The sequence below is a fragment of the Myxococcus xanthus genome (assembly GCF_013116825.1).
GTDB lineage: Bacteria > Myxococcota > Myxococcia > Myxococcales > Myxococcaceae > Myxococcus > Myxococcus xanthus_B.
Genome location: NZ_JABFNS010000003.1, coordinates 25,441 through 42,069 on the forward strand (window position 1 = coordinate 25,441; position 16,629 = coordinate 42,069).

Here is a 16,629-nt window from a genome sequence, read left to right on the forward strand (position 1 = left end):
GTCCTTCGCGCGCGGCCGTCTAGAGGCCGAGCCCCTTCAAGCGGTTGGCATGGTTGCGGAACACCGTCTTCGGGTTGGTGAAGAAGGCGGTGAGGCCCAGCACCTGGTTCACCTCGTCCAGGTGGTTCATGTCGTAGTTGTCACGCAGCACCGTGCCGAAGTGCGAGCTGCACTTGCCGACCAGGCCGTCGTTCGCCTCGCTGTAGAAGAACGAGCTCAGCTTCATCGGGTAGTCGGACGCGTCGAACAGGTTGGTGAATGGGTCCGTGCCGGACCAGGAGTAGTAGCGCTGGCCCTGCGTGCCTGTCGCGGCGCCCTGGCCACAGCTGGTGGAGGGGATGCCCGCCGGGTACTTCTGGTTGAACGCCGCCGTGCCGGACCTGCTGAGCGCCGCCAGCGCGCCAATGGCGTCCTGCGGGTTCGTCTTCCCCGACAGCAGCCCCAGGACGGTGCCCAGGCTGTTGGCGAAGTAGGCCAGCACGCTCTCCGTGAAGGAGCCGTCCCGGAGGTTGGCGCGCAGGTGGTCCGCCAGGTCCGCGCCCTTGTGCGGAGAGCCCACCGTCGTCACGGACGCCACCAGGTCCGGGCGCACCGCCGCCACGTAGCGCACGTCCAGGCCGCCGTGGCTGTGGCCAATGAGGTTCACCTTGCCCTTGCCCGAGCGCGCGACGATGTCCTTCACCTGCGCCAGCAGCGCCTCGCCTCGCTGCTCCGTGGTGTTGAACTGCGGAACGCTCGTCACGTACACCGTCGCCCCGCCCGCGCGCAGGTCGGAGCCGATGCCGTAGAAGTAGTCGTAGACGCCAAACAGTGAGTCGAAGCCCGCCATGCCATGCGCCAGCACGATGGGATAGCGGGTCTGCGTTTGGGTATTCGCGAGCGCGGGTTGCGCCCACAAGCCAAGTGCCGCGACAGCCAGAACCAGTGTCCGGACAGCGTTTCGCATGAGGAGGGGCTCCTGTTCGGGGGACGGGTCCACTGCGGATTGACCCGCGAATCAACGCGTAGGCCAATCACAGAACAGAATCAAGGCGCCTCCCGCATTATCAGCAAACCGGGTGAGCCCAGCTGTCGCATGTCCTTGCTGTGTTGCGTCAAGGATTCGCAGCGCAGTGCGTTGCGCGGAGCCGGCGCTGACGTTCGAAGGGCTTACGCCCCGGGCTGCGTGGCGGGATTGCCCGCGGGCGGGAGGAAGCGCGCTTCGTAGTCCGCGAGCAGCTCCGGGAAGACAATGCACTTCTGCGTTTCGGGATACACGCCGGTGGAGTAGCGGATGGCGGCGTAGCCGAAGATTTCCGTGAACAGCGCCAGCTTCGCCTCCGCGGGGGCCCGGCGGACGTGGTCATGGAAGGCGAGCACTTCTCCCTCCAACGAGAAGGGCCGCGCGTACATGGCATGGGGAATCACGTCATGGACGATGCGGAAGACGCAGTTCTCCTCCGGCGTCCACAAGGGATGCTCGCAGTGCTCGGTGTTGATTTCGAGCTGCCCCCGCTCCAGGTCCGCGACGATGTCCTCCGGGCCTGAGTAGACGGTGCGCGTCGAATAGCGGATGGACAGGCAGGGCCGGACGGCTTCGTAGACGTCGAAGGCGTGAGCCAGCAGGGCTCGCCAGGAGCCGCTGCATCCCTCATCAAGGTGCCGGGCGTCGGCTGCATAGGCATCCGTCACCCGGGTGGCGAACGCCAGCAGGGCGGCGGGTTGGAATGCGCGTGGCGCTGGGTCCGCATAGGCGGTGAGCGGAAAGCGTGCGTCAATGCGCTGGCGCAATTCGTTCAGCAACGTCATGGAACGACCCCCGTGACGGCCATTGGAGCGCGTGGCCAACCTCTCCGTCAACAGCGCAGCCTTCCCCGAATGGGCTTGTTTGTCGCGCCTCATCCCTTGTGGAGAAGTGTGTGGGGTCGTTAGAACTGAGAGGCTTCCAGGTCCCACTTCCACCTAGGGCGTCTCTCTCATGTCGAGCACTTCCTCCGCCGTCTCTCCGGCCTCCACGCAGTCCGCCCCTGCCGCCAGGGGATGGATGCTCTGGCTGGGACGCATGTTCACCGGACTCGTCGTCGCCACGCTCGCCTTCAGCGCGTCGATGAAGCTGGGGCAGTCACCCGAAGCCATCCAGGGAATCGAGAAGTCTGGCTACCCTGGCTCGGTGTTGCTGGCCATTGGAATTGCCGAGCTCGTCTGCATGGTGCTCTACGCGGTGCCACAGACGGCCGTCTTGGGCGCCATCCTCGTCACGGGCTACCTCGGTGGCGCCACCTCGACGCACGTGCGTCTGTCCGAGCCGTTTATCGCCCCCATCCTGGTGGGCGTTTTCGCCTGGGCGGGCCTCTTTCTGCGGGACGCGCGTCTCCGGGCCTTGCTGCCCCTGCGCCGCTCGCCCTGAGCACGCGCCACGGCTCCTCTCCCGGAGCCAGGAAAGGCAATCGCGTGTGGCGGACTCACCCCGGCATCGGGCGCCGAACCTATGCCTCCGACGGGAGGAGGCGGGAGAGCAGCTCGAGCCCTGGGGCTTGCAGGGGGATGCGCCCACGGAGCGCGGAGAAGAAGGACCAGCCATGGTTCGCCAGCAGCACCACGCCCGCATCCGCCCCGGCGGCGAAGCCCATGAAGCCGGTGTAGCCCCGGATGACGGAGGCGCGCCACACCACCGGCTGACCGCGCACCTGCGTCACGCTCCACCCGAGCCCCATCTTCCCAGGGTTCGCCTCCGCGCGCGGCACATGGGTCATCTGCAGGGCACGCACGACGCCCGCGTCGCCCCGGCCGAGGTTCGCATCGAGGAAGCGGAGCAGGTCCGGAGCGGTGGCGTAGGCGGCGCCAGCTCCCGGCAGTGCGGGGAAGGTCCATTGGGGGACGGGTTTGCCTCGCGCCGTGTGGCCGGGCGTCAGGCGCGGCTCCTGCTCCTCGGACAGGCGCAGCGTGGTGTCGGCCATGCCCAGGGGCTTGAAGAGCAGGTCCCGCAACGCGTGTCCGTAGTTGAGCCCCGCGCGCCGGGAGAGGGCGTGGCCCAGCACACCCATCCCCAGGATGGAGGGCGCATAGCGGCGCGGCGGCGGCCATTCCGGCTGATAGGTTTGGAGGAACTCTCCGAAGTGTCTCGCGTCGTAATGGCCGAAAGGGTCCTCCATCGTCTGGGCGTCCTGCTCCAGGTTGGGAGGCAGGTGGGGCATTCCCGAGGTGTGTGTCGCCAGCTGCTCCAGGGTGATGCGGCCCGCCGTGGCGTGCGCGAGCAGCGACCGGGGAATCACCTCGGACAGGGGTATGTCGAGCCGTGCCTTGCCCTGGTCCACGAGCAACGCGAGGAGGGCCCCCGTGAAGACCGGGGTCAGCTCGCCCAGCGCGAAGAGGGTGTTCTCAGAGGGCGGCGCGCCCTTGCTCCGCAGCACTTCGACGTGATGCACGCCTCCCAGGGTGATGCCGGCGCACAGGGACGCCGTGCGATATCCGCGCACGTAGGCGCGGGTGGCATCATGGAGCAATTCACCGGGGGGCGGCTTCGGCACGGAACGCATGGCGGGCCTTCTACACCATGTGTCCGGAGCGGCCAGGGAGGGCCGGCGTCGGAGCGTCCGCGCCTTGCTGTCACACGCCTGCCTGGGAATTGACGGAATGTCATTCGCCCGCCGCGCCGGAGCCGACCAAGTGCGCGGAATCTTGGGAATGAAGCGTTGGAACGGCATGTGTAATGGCTTCCTGGCAACAGGAGGTCCACGCCATGCCCGTTTGCCGTCCGCCCGTTTCCCCTGGGTTTTCCGCCACGCGTCACTTCGTCGAGCGCAGCTCGCTTCGGCAGCTTCGTGACGATGTGCTCGACTTCATCCTGGAGTTTGGCATCCGGACCCGGGCGACGGGCATGACGCACGTCACGGTGCTGGAGCGGGAGCTGCCTTGGGCCTGGCGGAGCCTGGATGTGGCACGGCAGGCGCGAGGGTGGATTGTCCTGCTCAATGACGAGGAGCGCCTCATCACCTGCTACCGGCGCGGCGATGCGAACCGCTTCATCCGCCGCAAGCCCAAGCACCGCATGTCTGGCGTCCAGCTTCAGGGCCTCTGAGCGGGAGGCGCTCACGCCGCGCGCAGCAGCAGGAACATCAGCATCGCCAGCAGCGCCGCGACGCCCACGGCCAAAGGGCCCAGCGGCGCCCGCTGGGTCAGCAGTCGCCTCGCGGAGATGGCGCTGTCGGGGCGGTCCTGGATGGCCTCCGAGAGCAGGCTTTTCAGCAACCGGCGCAGGTGCCGGGGCACGCCCTGGGGGAGTGGCTGCGTCTCTGGCAGTCCTCCCGTGAGCGCCTCGTGCAGGACGCGCCCCAGCGCATGCAGGTCCGACTGCGGGACTGCGCGGCCCCACTGTCGTTGCTCGGGGGCCTGGTAGCCATGGGCACCGGGCGGCACGAGCGACAGGCTGAAGTTCGTCAGCATCGCGCCGTCTGTCGCGAGCAGGACGTTCTGGGGCCGCACATCGCCGTGGACAAGCCCTGTGTCGTGCGCGGCGCCGAGCGCATCGAGCAGCCGCAGCGCCAGCCGCTCCACCTCTTGGAAGGGCAGTGCGTTCACCCGGTCCAGTCTGGTCTTCAGGTCGGGCGCAATCACGGGCTCCAGGGCGTACCAGCAGTGGCCGCGCTCCTCGCCCACCGCCAGGACACGGACGATGCTTGGGTGGCGCAGGCTCCGCAGGGCCTCCGCCTCCTGGTGGAAGCGCGCTCGCGCCTCCGCATCCGCTGTCACCGAGGAAGACATCACCTTCACCACGCATGGGCCCACATGGCCTTCCGCTGCGTACAGCCAGCCGGTGGCGTCGGTGCCCAGGCGGGAGTTCAGCTGGAAGCCCGCCAGGGATTCACCCGTGAGGTCCGGCTCCTGCGGTGTGCTTCGCGTCTGCGCGCCGGGCGTGAGGTCCGCACCGCAGGCGCAGGCGGCGCAGGTGCGTCGCGGACCTGCCTCGGCACCAGGGTGGGGCGTATGACATGTGGGGCAGGTCGGGTTCAAGGGGCCGGGCCGGGGCGATTCTCCGCCATCTTCCGGGCCGTCCTCGCCGTCCGCAAGCGATGCTCCCGTGTGGCGTGGCGGGGACGGTGCCCAAGGCCGTTGACTCGCCCCCCGCGTTGAGGGACGGGAAGCGCATGGCACAGCAGAAGGTCCAGGTTCCTCGTGAGGCCGCCGGTGAGCGGCTCGACCGCTTCCTGTCGAAGCAGGTCCCAGGCCTCAATCTGGAGCGGGCCCGGGCCCTGATTGATTCGGGCGCGGTTCGCATCCGGGGCAAGAAGTGCCAGCCCACGCGCAAGCTGTGGGGCGGCGAGGAGATTGAGCTCGAAAGGCCCGAGCCTCGCGCCGCGCCGATGGCCGCTTCTGAGGGGCCGGTGCTGCCAGTGCTTCATGACGATGCGGCCCTGGTCATCGTGAACAAGCCTCCGGGTATCGTGGTGGAGCCGGAGGGGCGTGCGGCCTCCGTGGTGGGGTTGCTCGCCGCGCAGCGGTCGCCCTTCGATGTGGAGGGCCTGGCCCAGCCAGGGGTGGTGCACCGCCTGGACCGGGAGACGAGTGGCTGTCTGGCCTTCCCACGCACGGACACGGCCGCCGCCGCGCTTCTGCGCTCCTTCCAGGAGAAGCGCGTGGACAAGCGTTACTGGACGCTGGTGCTGGGACAGCCGCCCGCGCGGGGACGTCTGGAGGGGCCCTATTCCAGAGATCCGGCGGACCCTCGGCGCTTCACCACCCGCGTGCCCTCCGCGCGTCGCGCGGCGCTCTCCTTCGAGGTTCGCGAGCGCTTCGCGGATGCAGCGTTGCTGGAGGTCGACCTGGACACGGGCCGCACGCACCAGGTTCGCGTTCAGCTCTCCGAGGCCGGGTTCCCCGTGCTGGCGGATTCACTCTACGGTCCGCCGGAGGCACGCGCGCATGCCGCGGCGCGGGCGTTGGGCCGGCAGGCGCTGCATGCCTTCACATTGGCGCTGCCGAGCCCCGCTACGGGCCAGCTTGTCCGCGTCGAGGCGCCATTGCCCGAGGACTTCCAGCGAGCGCTCACGGTGCTGCGTGGTGGGTGAGCGCGGTCATCCTTAGAAGCGCACCTGGAGCAACAGGTTGCCGCCCACGATGTCCGGCGAATCCCAGACGACCACCGCTGCGCCCGTGTCGCCATCCGCGTAGGTGGTCTGGTTCGGATCGCGTGTGTAGAAGAGCTCGGCCAGGACACCTGCGACCTCGCCCAGGTCCCACCGGGCGGTGGCCTTCGCGGTGAGGATGGGGCTCCGGTCTTCACCCTCCGGCAAATAGGAATACAAGGTGGTGCCCCGAATGATGAGGGGGTTGATGCGCGGCCACATCGGCATGGAAACCATCGACTTCAGTGTGGCCGGGGCGGTGACGCGGACGAGGAAGCCGGGCGTGAGCCCCCAGTCTTGGAAGAAGTAATCCGCCCCGACCGTCGCGGACAGCTCAGCCAGCGCCTCCATCTGTTCGAACAGGGCGCTTCCCGTCGGGAAGAAGCCCGGGTACGAAAGCACCATGAACGAGGGCGTCCTGTAGTACGCGAGCGCGTGAAGCCGGAGCTGGTCCCACTTGAAGCGAGTCACCAGCGCCGCGGCGTGCGCTGCTTGCTTTCGCATGGCACCTGGCACGGGCGACTCACTGTCGATGAGCTGCTGGGAGACGTAGCTCCCTTCCAGTGCGACGTGGGCTCCAAAGCCACCGGGATAGACGTCGGGGGCGAAGAAACGCTCGAAGAAGGTCGGGTCTCCCTCGTAGAGCGCCAGGTCGACGTTCGCTCCGACGGGGACGCCATGGCGCCACATCACTCGCCCGGACACGCCGCGCGTATAGATGTCGCCCTCCGAGCCCACGATGTAGGGCAAGCTCCCGGGGCCCAGGTCGAGGTTCGCGGCCCTGGCTTCCACCCGGAAGGCCGGGGAGAGGTTCACCCCTGCACCCACCAGGAGCATGAGGCGCCGCTCCAAATCCTGGGTCACGCCGTTCTGCATGCTGGGGAGCTTGGCGGCGACGAAGGCATCCCATCTCCGCCGCGACAGGCGCAGCTCCACGGCGGGTTCGCCGTCATCTCCCGAGCGTGTCATGGACGAGATGCGTGCCCATGCCACCGGGTTCTCGTAGCCCATGTGCAGCCGGGTGGCGCTCACCGGGAACACCGTCAATGCCAGGCGCTCATCGGGCGCCCAGGAGGAAGGCCGGTACCGGAGGCCGAAGAAGCTGGCGTTGTCCTGAAGAATGGTGCCGGAGACGGCGACCGGATTGATGAACAGCGACAGCCCTGCTTCGGCGCGCAGGCCGGACGCCAGCTCCGCCGTGCGCGCGTCCAGCGCGACGTGGAACCGCGTGGTGGCATCAGGGGCGCCGAAGTCGGTGTCTCCCGCGAGGAAGGACAGGCGCGTCTGGAGGAAGGAGCCTTCTGGCGCAGCGGGCTCCGTGGAGACTGGCTCCGGGCTCTGTCCCAGAGCGATGATGAGCGAGGCGGCGAGGAGCGAGGACGTCATGGGCACGCCGACATAGCCCAATTGCTGACATGTTGGCGATGTCACGCCTCGGGCCCCAGGAGTTACTTCTTGGGGCGCTTGAGGAGCGCCGCGCACGGGTCCTCCATGGGCATCGCCGGCGTGAACCAGACATAGTCGAAGGGCAGGGATTGCGCGCCGAAAGAGGCCGCGTAGTCCGCCGGCTCGCGCAGCTTCGGGTCGACCTCCAGCAAGCCCACGGCGCGCACGTCCTTGCCGTGCGCACGGGCCGCGAGCTGCGCGGGGACGCCCCGGTCCGTCCGTGCATGGCCGTTGCCGGTGATGAGCACGCCGCCCTGGCCGGTGTCCGCGTTCGACAGCCGGTCCGCCAGGTGCGCGTCCCGTGCACGCTGGGCCTGCACCATGGGGCCGAGCATCTCCTTGGGCAGATGACCGCAGTGCGCCTCGTCCTGCTCCTGGCGCATCGCCTGCTCCACCGGCTCAGGCAGCGGCGTGTCCAGGGACAGGCGCTGGCGCAGTCCGGGGGCCAGGGCCTCCGGGCCGCGCATCACCAAATCCCGCACCTGCGAGCGCGGCAGGTTGGCGGCGACGATGGGAAGCCCCGCCTCCAGCCCGGCCGCGAACACGGGCCGGTACAGGGCCCAGTCCGGCCAACCACTGCCCGCCCAGTTGACGGCGAGCGCGAGCGCATCCGCGTCGCGCGGAGCCTGCGCCAGCGATGCGTCCACAGCGGGCTGTTGGCCCACGTCCAACATCTCGAAGGCCAGCGCGGGCTTCTTGTCGCCCGTAGCCAGGGCCTGGACGAGCCACGCCTGGAGCTGGTGGTGGTCGGGCTGGTCATGGCGCTCGCCCAGCACCACGAAGCGGGCCTGTGTGAGGGCGCCGCGAAGTGCCTCCGCGTCCACGAAGCGAGCGGCCTTCACGTCCCAGATGCGGCCGGTGAGCGGGTGCTCACGGTGCAGGGGGGATGTCCATCCTCCGGGCATGGGGGACTGGGACCCCTGGGACGTCGCCGCCGGATGGGGGCGCGCTGCGCCAGCGTGCGAACAGGCGGTGGTGAACAGCAGGGCGGCGGCGGTGAGGAGCGTGCGCATCACGCGCTCCATTCATCCACAAGGCAGGCCGCGTGGACTACTCCCGGAAGTGGCGAGGTGGTGGACCGGTGACAACCGCTGGACGTGGACGCCCGTGCGCTGACGGCGCGCATCCCGGCCAGGCGGGCACTCCGCCTGGCCCGGGACGGTCCTGCTACTTCGAGTCCACCACGACGACCATCCACCGGTCCGTGGCGTGGTCGATGCGGATGTTGGCGGCGCCGGCCTCCTGGAACTGCTGGATGATGCCCTCCAGGAAGGTGAGGTGCTCCTTGGGCGCGTCCACGAAGATGTTCTTCGGGCCGTTGCCCTTCGCCTTGGCCTTCTTGGCGGGGGCGCCGGCCGCGCCGTTGATGGCCTCGGGGGCCGCGGCGGCGGCCTTCAGGCGGGCGGCGGCGTCGTCCACCGTCGCCTCGGTCTCCTCGGGCTCGGGCTCGGGCTCCACTTCCGGGGCGGGGGCGGGCGCGGCGGCGGCGGCCGACGCGGCTTCGTCCTCGGCCTGCTCGCGGAGCTGGTTGAACGTCTTCATGTTGATGGTGCCGCCAAACTTATCCTTGAAGGACTCCAGCGCCTCCTTGCTGCTGATGTCCGGCTGCTGGCGGAAGAGGTCGAGCAGAAACGCGTGGCGCTCCTGGGTCTGCTCCTGGGTTGTCCTGGCCATCGTCTACGTACTCCTGGGTGTGTCGCGATGTCGCGAAAGGCGGCGCACCCTATCCGGAGCCGTGTAGCGCCGCAAAGGGGGCCTGGGCCTCCCCTTCGCGGGCATGACTCGCGTGCCGAGCCACACGCGCTGGACGTGTGGTCTCAGTGCCGCGGCGGCGGCGGCGCGCTGTGGTCGCAGTGCAGCAGCGACGGCGGGTCGAAGCAGGTGAAGCGCTGGTTGTCGAGCCGGCACACGCCGTCCGGCGTGTTGGCGCACTGCACCTCGGTGCGCGTGGCCTTGCAGTCATAGCCGCAGGCCATGTCCTCGGAGGCGTTGAGGCAGCGGGGCGCTGGCGTCTCCGCGCCGTACTGGTGGATGACGGCGTCCGGCGGGTCCCAACAGGTCAGCTTGTTGAAGTTCGTGGAGCAGACGCCGTAGGGCGTCCGGTTGCAGGCCACCTCGCCGTTGAATTGACGGCAGTTGTAACCGCAGGCCACCTGGCCCCGGCTCTCCTTGCACTCCGGCTTCGCGCTCGTGGTGGGCGGGTGCTGGATGGCGACCAGGGGCGGGTCCCAACAGTGCACGCCTCCCGCCAGGACCTCACAGATGCCGTAGGGCGTCCGGGCACAGGCTGTTTGGGTTCCGGTCGTCTTGCATTGGTAGCCGCACACCGAGCGTCCCTGGGAGAACACGCACTGCGGAGGCGGGGGGCGGACCACGGGCTGTTCCGAGGTCGTCACGGGAGCCGTGGCGAGCCACAACGCGGAGAGGAGGCTGAGCATGGTGGGAGGCCCGACGAAAATCGCGGCGGTTTATTCAAACCGCGCGTTCGGGCTCCCTGGGCCCAGGGCGCTCAGCGGGCGCGAGGCCCACCGGGACGGCGCGCCCGGGGACGCGCGGTTCCATTCGGTCCGGTCCGGGGCGCGGCCTCGTGACGCGGCGCGGAAGCCCCCGTGTCGCGCTCGGCACGCTGCCGGCGCGCGGCCTCCCCGGGCGACTCCGGCGGGACGAGCGCGTGGGGCCCGCGGCCGATGAGGTCCTCGCGGCCGGCCAGCTTCAGCGCCTCGCGCGCCAGCGGCCACTGCTCCGGGTTCCAGTAGAGCAGCAGCGCCTTCTGGAGCCGCTTCTCGCGCAGGCCCTGGGCCGTGTAGACGGGCTCCATCTTCAGTGGGTCCAGCCCCGTGAAGTACATGGCGGTGGCCATGGCCATGGGGGTGGGGATGAAGTCCTGCACCTGCCGGGGCCGCTTGCCGTTCTGCTTCAGCCACAGCGCCAGCTCCACCATGTCCTCCAGCGTGGAGCCCGGGTGGCCGCTGATGAAGTAGGGGATGTCGTACTGCTCCTTGCCGGCCTCTTCGCTGGCGCACGCGAACATCTGCTGGAAGCGCTCGAAGCTCTCGATGCCGGGCTTCTTCATCTTCTCCAGCACGCGCGGGGAGACGTGCTCCGGCGCCACGGACAGCTGCCCACCCACGTGGTGCGCGGCCAGCTCCTTCACGTACTCCGGCGAGCGCTCCGCCAGGTCGTACCGCACGCCGCTGGCGATGAAGACGTGCTTGACGCCGTCCTCCTTGCGCACCTCCTGCATGAGGCTGATGAGCGGCCCGTGGTCCGTCTGGAGGTTCTCGCACACGCCCGGGTGGACGCAGGACAGCTTGCGGCACCGCTTCTCGATGTCCTCGCTCTTGCACTTGAGCTTGTACATGTTGGCGGTGGGGCCACCCAGGTCGGTGATGGTGCCCCGGAAGTCGCCCATGCGGCGCAGGGCGCGGACCTCGCGCAGCACGCTCTCCGCGGAGCGGCTCTGGATGACGCGACCCTCGTGCTCGGTGATGGAGCAGAAGGTGCAGCCGCCGAAGCACCCGCGCATGAGGACGATGGAGTGCTTCACCGTCTCGTAGGCGGGGATGCGCTCCCGGTACATCGGGTGCGGCACGCGGTTGAAGGGCAGGTCATACAGCTCGTCCATGGCCACGGACTTGCCTTCGCCGCCCGCGGTGCCCACGCCGTCCTCCAGCGGGAGCGCGGGCGGGTTCATGTAGATGGCGCGGTTGCCGTGGCGCTGCGCCAACGGACGCGCGTTGCCCGGGTTGGTCTCCATCTGGAAGTCGCGGCTCATCACCGCGAAGGCGTGCTTGTCCTCGATGACCTGCTCGTAGGACGGCAGCACCACCGTCTTGCGGTCCACCGCGCGTTTGGCCGGGTCCGCCTCCAGGGCGCGCATCTCCTCGTCGTTGATGGTGTACGCGGTGCCGCGCACGTCGCGGATGTCCTGGATGCGCTCACCCTGGCGCATGCGGTCCGCGACCTCCATGATGGGGCGCTCGCCCATGCCGAAGACGAGCAGGTCCGCTTTGGCGTCGAAGAGGATGGAGCGGCGCACCTTCTCGCTCCAGTAGTCGAAGTGGGCGATGCGGCGGAGGCTGGCCTCGATGCCACCCAGGATGATGGGGACGTCGGGGTAGGCCTCACGGCAGCGCTGCGCGTAGACGATGGTGGCCCGGTCCGGCCGGCAGTTCGTCTGCCCGCCGGGGCTGTACTGGTCCTCCGAGCGGTTCTTCTTCTGGGCCGTCAGCCGGTTGAGCATCGAGTCCAGGTTGCCCGCGGCCACGCCGAAGAACATGCGCGGCGGCCCCAGCGCCTTGAAGGGCTCGGCCGAGTGCCAGTCCGGCTGGGGGAGCAGGCCCACCTTGAAGCCGCGACCCTCCAGGAAGCGCGCGATGAGCACCGGCCCGAAGGCCGGGTGGTCCACGTACGCGTCCCCCGTCACGATGATGATGTCGCACTGCTCCCAGCCGCGCGCCTGCATGTCGGCACGGGTGGTGGGCAGGAAGGGATGGGCGTAGCGTGTCGAATAGGCCATGTCGGTGAGGGGCGGGGGGCTTCCACCCGGAACATCGGGAGGACGCGGAAGCAAGCCCGGCTGGAGAGGGTGTACACCGGGGCGGCCTGCCTTCCTACCCACCGCGCATGCACCCTGGGTGTGGCGCATTGACGGCGATCCAAGCCTCCCCTACCTTGGCCGGCCTCTTACATGTGGCGACCTGTTCGGGTGGGCAGGTCATGAAGTGTAGGTTTCGCGAGTGTTCGCCATGGCAGCCGCAGCGTCTTCTCCAGCCCTGCCGGAGGTAACGGCCCCGCGTGGCACCGGTGGCCCAGGGCCGGTGCGCGGCGAGGTGTGGAGGCCGCGCGTCCGATGATGCGGGGGCCGGAGGCGGGACGTGCGGGCGAGGCGGCGGAGCCCGGAGATGGGGGCTCTCAGTCGCCTGCGTCCACGCGCGAGCTGCATGTCGAATACGACGATGCGCCGCCGCCCGAAGCCGCTCCGCCCCGACGGGTGGGGGCCGTGCCGCGCTGGCGCAACACGTTCCAGGCCCCCGAGCCTCCACGTGAGGAGGACGTGGCGCTGCGGCGCACCGAGAACGCGGTGCGGGTGGAGCCGCCCCAGGCCCCCGAGCCCACCGAGGCGAAGGCGGACGTGGCCCGGGCGCCGAATCCGTTGCTGCTCGTGTCGCGGATGGCGCGGGGACGGGAAGGCGGAGAGGACGTTCCGTCGCGCGATGTCTCCGCGCCAGAGGACGTCAGCCCCGCGGAGCGCGAGGCGATGCGCGCCGCGGTGGCCACCGGGAAGCGCCGTGAGCTCTGGGCTCCGCCCGCGTATCTGCCGGAGGACCTGCGGGAGGCGCTGCTGTCCGAGCGCAGCCAGTACCGGGCGCAGCTGCTGCAGGACGTGCGCGGGGTCAGCCTCCAGGGACCCGGGGTGCTGTCGCTCATCCCGCGTCCGGCGGCGGACCCGGACTGGTCGGGAGGTTCGGTGCTCGGCTTCCAGGGGGAGGAGTGCGTCTTCGGCGGAGACGTCGTCCACCTGGACTTCGAATCGGGGCGGGTGTTCGCCGCGCCCAGCCACGGGGATGACGTGGACCGCCGCGCGCTGTCCGCGGACCGTTGGTGCTACCGGCCCTATGACTTCGCCGAGGCCCTGTGCGCGGCGGCCTCTGCCTACGAAGAGCGGCAGGATGCCCTCTCCGAGTCCCTGCGCCGCGCCTGTGGGGAGGCGCCTCCCGTCACGCTGACGCCCCAGGATGAGGCCCTGATTCCGGCAGACCGGCTGTGGCGCCAGCCCTGGGGCTGCATCTGGGGACCTCCCGGTACGGGCAAGACGACGGCGGTGGCGGACCTCATCGCGCGGGCGCTGCGCGCCTTCCCGGGCGAGCGCATCCTCGCGGTGGCGCCCACCAACCGCGCCGCGGACGAGCTGGTCCTCCGCGTCAGCGCGCTGCTGGAGCGCGAGCCCATTCCGCTGCGGCCCCTGGCGCGCAGCATCTTCCGTGGCGGCACCGGCGCGAGCGAGGCGCTGGTGAAGCTGCCCACCGTCATGCTGGAGGACACCAAGGGCGGCAAGCTGCGCGCCAGCATCGAGGAGCGGGAGCGGGAGCTCATCCTCCAGCGGGTCCGGGGCGGCCCCGCCCATGAGCTGGCCAAGCTCCAGGCGGAGCTGCGCGGGCTGCGCGGCAAGGTGAAGGACCCCACGCTCAAGGAAGTGGAGAAGGGGGACTGCCCGCTGGTGGTGGTCACCGTGCACCGCGCGTTGCGTCTGGTGTCGGAGCTGGAGGGAAAGCGGCACTTCGCGCGGTTGGTGGTGGACGAGGCCGGCATGGTGACCCGCGCGGCCACCGCGTTGATGGGGCCGCTGGCGGAGCGGGTGACGCTGGCGGGTGACCCGAAGCAGATTGGCCCGGTGAGCCGCGCCGCGGAGGGCGCGGGCAAGGGCACGCAGAAGTGGCTTCGCGGCAGCGGGCTGTCGCACCTGGAAGACGCGGTGAGGGACGCGGCGCGCGCTGACGTGTTGTTGCTGCGCACCCAGCACCGCATGCACCCGGACATCGCGAAGGTGGTGAGCCACTTCTGCTACGGCGGCGCGCTGGAGGACGGCGACGTCGTCAAGCAGCGCGCGGAGCGGCCCGCGCCAGTGGCAGCGTTCCCCTCGGTGCGCGCGGGCTGGGTGGTGCTGGACGGCCTCACGCGAGATTCAAAGCGCCTCACGCACGGCCGCGGGGAGACGGGCTCCGGCTACCAGCGCGAGCTGTCCGCCAACCTCGCCGTGTCCCTGGCGCGCGAGGCGGTGCGCTCTGGCCTCAGCGTCTTGTGTGTCACGCCCTACCGCGCGCAGGCCGCGCTGCTGCGCCGGCTGGGCAATGCCGCGGGCCTGCGCGGGGACGTCTTCAGCGCGTCCACCATCCATCGCCAGCAGGGCACCCAGTACGACGTGGTGCTGGTGGACACCGTCGCGGGAGGCAGGCCCTTTCCGCCTCACACGCTGGTGCCCATGCTCAACGTGGCCGCCAGCCGCGCGAAGGACTATCTGCTGGTGCTGGCCTCCCGCGACGAGGCGCGCGCCGCCACCATCCCCCAGCGCTTCCTGTCACTGCTGCCGCGCCTTCGTGTGCACCCCGGTGAGCCGCTGCGCCTGGAGCCGCTGCCCATGCCGCAGCGCGCGCCGCCACCACCACCCCCGCCGGTGCCGGTGGACCTGGGCGCGGAAATCTCGGGCGCGCGGCCTGGAAAGCCCCTCTTCACGCACGAGCAGGTGTCCCTCTTCGAGCGCCGCTTCGACGACGGGCACCACCTGGTGCGCGGCGTGGCGGGCAGCGGCAAGACGTACGTGCTGGCGCACTGGGTGGCGCGCTACCTGCTGGAGCACTCCGAGGCGCAGGTGCTGGTGTCCTTCTTCAATCGTGCGCTGGCCCCGCTGGTGGACAAGTTGTTGGTGGAGGCGCTGGCCCAGCGCGCGGGCCGCCTGCGGGTGCGCGAGCTGCGTGCACGGGTGACGGTGCGGCACGTGGGGGCGCTGCGCCGCCATGCCCCCGCCTCCTTTGACGGCGTCTTCGTGGACGAGGCCCAGGACATGGACGCCAAGGCGCTGGCCATGCTCCACACGCTGGTGCGTCCGGACACGTTGCCGGACGGGCGCGAGGTGCGCTGCTTCCAGCTCTTCATGGACGACTCGCAGAACGTCTACGGCCAGGTGCCCATCGACGCGCTCAAGGAGCAACTGCCCGAGGGGCTGTCGTTCCGAGGACGCACCCGCGTCCTCAAGGAGACGTTCCGCGCCACCCGGGACATCCTCGATGTGGCCTTCAACGTGGTGCTGGACCCGCTGCGCCAGCACGCCGCGGCCGAGCCCGGCATGCGTGAATACATGAAGGTGGGCGAGCTGGCGCGCGAGGGGCTCGTCTGGCTTCCGGAGGAGACGCTGGAGGGCCTCTTCCGCGTGCAGTCCACCGAGCGCGGCGGCGTGCTGCCCCAGGTGCGCGGCTTCGCTTCCAGCGCCAGTGAGGCGCGGCAGGTGGCTCGCGAGGTGGCCCGCCTCATCCGCGAGGAGGGCGTCCACCCCAGTGACATCCTCGTGGTGGCCCCCGTCATGCCCTCCCAGTACACGGAGGCGCTCAAGCGCGCGGGTGTGCCCGCGGAGGCCTACGGAGGCAAGGGCGGGCGCAACGTGACGGACTTCCGCGTCAGCGGCGTGGACCACGTGCGCGCCACCACGGTGTTCTCCTGCAAGGGGCACGAATGCCCCATCGTCTTCTTCGCGGGGCTGGATGCGCTGGACACCGCGGAGCAGTGGATGGCCGGTGCCCGCGAGCGCTCGGCCCGGGAGAACGAGCGCATCCGCCGCGCCATGTTCTACGTGGGCGCGACGCGCGCGATGAAGCGGCAGTACCTCACCGGCGTGAAGGGCGCGCGCTTCCTCCGCGTGGCCGCCACCTACGTGGAGACGTTGAGCGGGCTCGTGCCGGCGGCTCCGTCCCCCGAGGGCGCCTCGGGGGCGGACGCGCGGTAGGCCCACGCGGGCCGTTACTTCGCCGGGCGCTTGAGCGCGGGCACGTGCACCTGGACACCGGCGCGGCGCGCCGTCTGCAGGACGTTCACGGCCAGTTGCTTCACGTAGCGCTCCGTGATGGCGATGCGCTGCTTCTCATCCTTGATGGGGTTCGGATCCCCGGACGTCTCATGCTTGGGGTCGATGGCCAGGTCCACGCAGCCATCCGGCGACGCCAGGGTTTCCCGGCAATTGACGGACATGGCGACGGTGACGCGGCTAGTGGGCACGAGGGCCGCCTGTACGGCCTCGCCCGTGGACTCGGTGTCGAGCGATTGGGGGGCAGCGACCGCGTATGCACGCTTGCCATCCCGTCGCTCCACCACGGTGCCCATGCGCGGGTCCACCACGTAGGTGGAGCGCCGTTGGGGACTGCCGGCGTCTTGCAGGGTGACGAGGACGTAGGTGCCCGGGGGAATGTCCTCCGAGGGGGTCCAGTCCGGCGTCTTGCCCGTGTGCAGGCAGGCCGAGGTCAGGAACAGACACGAGAGAGGGAGGAGGTACTTCTTCATGGGAATGAACTCACGCGATGGATGAGGCGAGGGG

General features: G+C 70.0%; 14 protein-coding genes. 4 read left to right on the plus strand and 10 right to left on the minus strand.

Features of this window, described 5'->3' with window-relative positions; all coding sequences use genetic code 11:
• Positions 1–19 precede the first annotated feature (19 nt).
• Together HNV26_RS01570 and HNV26_RS01575 are read right to left on the minus strand one after the other, a co-directional pair.
• A complete protein-coding gene (locus HNV26_RS01570) occupies positions 20–946 on the minus strand; it encodes a lipase family alpha/beta hydrolase (protein ID WP_171442681.1) in 927 nt (308 codons plus the stop codon).
• A gap of 203 nt (positions 947–1,149) precedes the next feature.
• The gene (locus HNV26_RS01575; RefSeq protein ID WP_171442680.1) at positions 1,150–1,788 is read right to left on the minus strand and encodes a hypothetical protein; all 639 of its coding nucleotides are present in this window, start codon (positions 1,786–1,788) and stop codon (positions 1,150–1,152) included.
• Positions 1,789–2,023: 235 nt separating this feature from the next.
• Here HNV26_RS01575 and HNV26_RS01580 point away from each other — a divergent pair, with 235 nt between their 5' ends.
• Positions 2,024–2,386 carry a DoxX family protein gene (locus tag HNV26_RS01580; protein WP_171442705.1) on the plus strand — a complete coding sequence of 121 codons (363 nt, stop codon included), beginning with the start codon at positions 2,024–2,026 and terminating at the stop codon, positions 2,384–2,386.
• 79 nt (positions 2,387–2,465) lie between these two features.
• On the opposite strand, the gene HNV26_RS01585 is transcribed toward HNV26_RS01580, so the two are convergent.
• Positions 2,466–3,515, minus strand: a complete 1,050-nt coding sequence (locus HNV26_RS01585) for a serine hydrolase domain-containing protein (RefSeq protein ID WP_253816081.1) — start codon at positions 3,513–3,515, stop codon at positions 2,466–2,468.
• A gap of 173 nt (positions 3,516–3,688) precedes the next feature.
• Between HNV26_RS01585 and HNV26_RS01590 the strand changes: the two genes are divergently transcribed.
• The gene (locus HNV26_RS01590) at positions 3,689–4,057 is read left to right on the plus strand and encodes a hypothetical protein (RefSeq protein WP_141591150.1); all 369 of its coding nucleotides are present in this window, start codon (positions 3,689–3,691) and stop codon (positions 4,055–4,057) included.
• Positions 4,058–4,068: 11 nt separating this feature from the next.
• Here HNV26_RS01590 and HNV26_RS01595 read toward each other — a convergent pair whose 3' ends face one another.
• Positions 4,069–4,989, minus strand: a complete 921-nt coding sequence (locus HNV26_RS01595) for a serine/threonine-protein kinase (RefSeq protein WP_171442678.1) — start codon at positions 4,987–4,989, stop codon at positions 4,069–4,071.
• A gap of 134 nt (positions 4,990–5,123) precedes the next feature.
• On the opposite strand from HNV26_RS01595, the gene HNV26_RS01600 reads away from it, so the two are divergent.
• A complete protein-coding gene (locus HNV26_RS01600; protein WP_171442704.1) occupies positions 5,124–6,044 on the plus strand; it encodes an RluA family pseudouridine synthase in 921 nt (306 codons plus the stop codon).
• 12 nt (positions 6,045–6,056) lie between these two features.
• On the opposite strand, the gene HNV26_RS01605 is transcribed toward HNV26_RS01600, so the two are convergent.
• The 5 genes from HNV26_RS01605 to HNV26_RS01625 form a co-directional block, all read right to left on the minus strand.
• Complete coding sequence (locus HNV26_RS01605) at positions 6,057–7,487, minus strand: hypothetical protein (RefSeq protein ID WP_171442677.1); 1,431 nt, start codon at positions 7,485–7,487, stop codon at positions 6,057–6,059.
• 62 nt (positions 7,488–7,549) lie between these two features.
• Positions 7,550–8,560, minus strand: a complete 1,011-nt coding sequence (locus tag HNV26_RS01610) for a ChaN family lipoprotein (RefSeq protein WP_171442676.1) — start codon at positions 8,558–8,560, stop codon at positions 7,550–7,552.
• A 154-nt stretch (positions 8,561–8,714) separates the two neighbouring features.
• Positions 8,715–9,221 carry a hypothetical protein gene (locus HNV26_RS01615; RefSeq protein ID WP_171442675.1) on the minus strand — a complete coding sequence of 169 codons (507 nt, stop codon included), beginning with the start codon at positions 9,219–9,221 and terminating at the stop codon, positions 8,715–8,717.
• Positions 9,222–9,364: 143 nt separating this feature from the next.
• Entirely contained in the window at positions 9,365–9,985 is a 621-nt protein-coding gene (locus HNV26_RS01620) for a hypothetical protein (RefSeq protein WP_171442674.1), read from the minus strand.
• Between the two features lie 71 nt (positions 9,986–10,056).
• Entirely contained in the window at positions 10,057–12,066 is a 2,010-nt protein-coding gene (locus HNV26_RS01625) for a YgiQ family radical SAM protein (RefSeq protein WP_171442673.1), read from the minus strand.
• Between the two features lie 333 nt (positions 12,067–12,399).
• On the opposite strand from HNV26_RS01625, the gene HNV26_RS01630 reads away from it, so the two are divergent.
• Positions 12,400–16,044 (plus strand): AAA family ATPase, encoded by a 3,645-nt coding sequence (locus tag HNV26_RS01630; RefSeq protein WP_171442672.1) that lies wholly within the window; start codon positions 12,400–12,402, stop codon positions 16,042–16,044.
• A 14-nt stretch (positions 16,045–16,058) separates the two neighbouring features.
• Here HNV26_RS01630 and HNV26_RS01635 read toward each other — a convergent pair whose 3' ends face one another.
• A complete protein-coding gene (locus HNV26_RS01635; protein WP_171442671.1) occupies positions 16,059–16,595 on the minus strand; it encodes a hypothetical protein in 537 nt (178 codons plus the stop codon).
• Positions 16,596–16,629 lie beyond the last annotated feature (34 nt).

Coding starts and splice junctions, on each gene's coding strand:
- HNV26_RS01615 (WP_171442675.1), bottom strand. CDS start 9,221: ATGGCCAGGACAACCCAGGAGCAGACCCAGGAGCGCCACGCGTTTCTG.
- HNV26_RS01570 (WP_171442681.1), bottom strand. CDS start 946: ATGCGAAACGCTGTCCGGACACTGGTTCTGGCTGTCGCGGCACTTGGC.
- HNV26_RS01575 (WP_171442680.1), bottom strand. CDS start 1,788: ATGACGTTGCTGAACGAATTGCGCCAGCGCATTGACGCACGCTTTCCG.
- HNV26_RS01600 (WP_171442704.1), top strand. CDS start 5,124: ATGGCACAGCAGAAGGTCCAGGTTCCTCGTGAGGCCGCCGGTGAGCGG.
- HNV26_RS01590 (WP_141591150.1), top strand. CDS start 3,689: ATGGCTTCCTGGCAACAGGAGGTCCACGCCATGCCCGTTTGCCGTCCG.
- HNV26_RS01635 (WP_171442671.1), bottom strand. CDS start 16,595: ATGAAGAAGTACCTCCTCCCTCTCTCGTGTCTGTTCCTGACCTCGGCC.
- HNV26_RS01620 (WP_171442674.1), bottom strand. CDS start 9,985: ATGCTCAGCCTCCTCTCCGCGTTGTGGCTCGCCACGGCTCCCGTGACG.
- HNV26_RS01630 (WP_171442672.1), top strand. CDS start 12,400: ATGATGCGGGGGCCGGAGGCGGGACGTGCGGGCGAGGCGGCGGAGCCC.
- HNV26_RS01625 (WP_171442673.1), bottom strand. CDS start 12,066: ATGGCCTATTCGACACGCTACGCCCATCCCTTCCTGCCCACCACCCGT.
- HNV26_RS01610 (WP_171442676.1), bottom strand. CDS start 8,560: ATGCGCACGCTCCTCACCGCCGCCGCCCTGCTGTTCACCACCGCCTGT.
- HNV26_RS01605 (WP_171442677.1), bottom strand. CDS start 7,487: ATGACGTCCTCGCTCCTCGCCGCCTCGCTCATCATCGCTCTGGGACAG.
- HNV26_RS01580 (WP_171442705.1), top strand. CDS start 2,024: ATGCTCTGGCTGGGACGCATGTTCACCGGACTCGTCGTCGCCACGCTC.
- HNV26_RS01585 (WP_253816081.1), bottom strand. CDS start 3,515: ATGCGTTCCGTGCCGAAGCCGCCCCCCGGTGAATTGCTCCATGATGCC.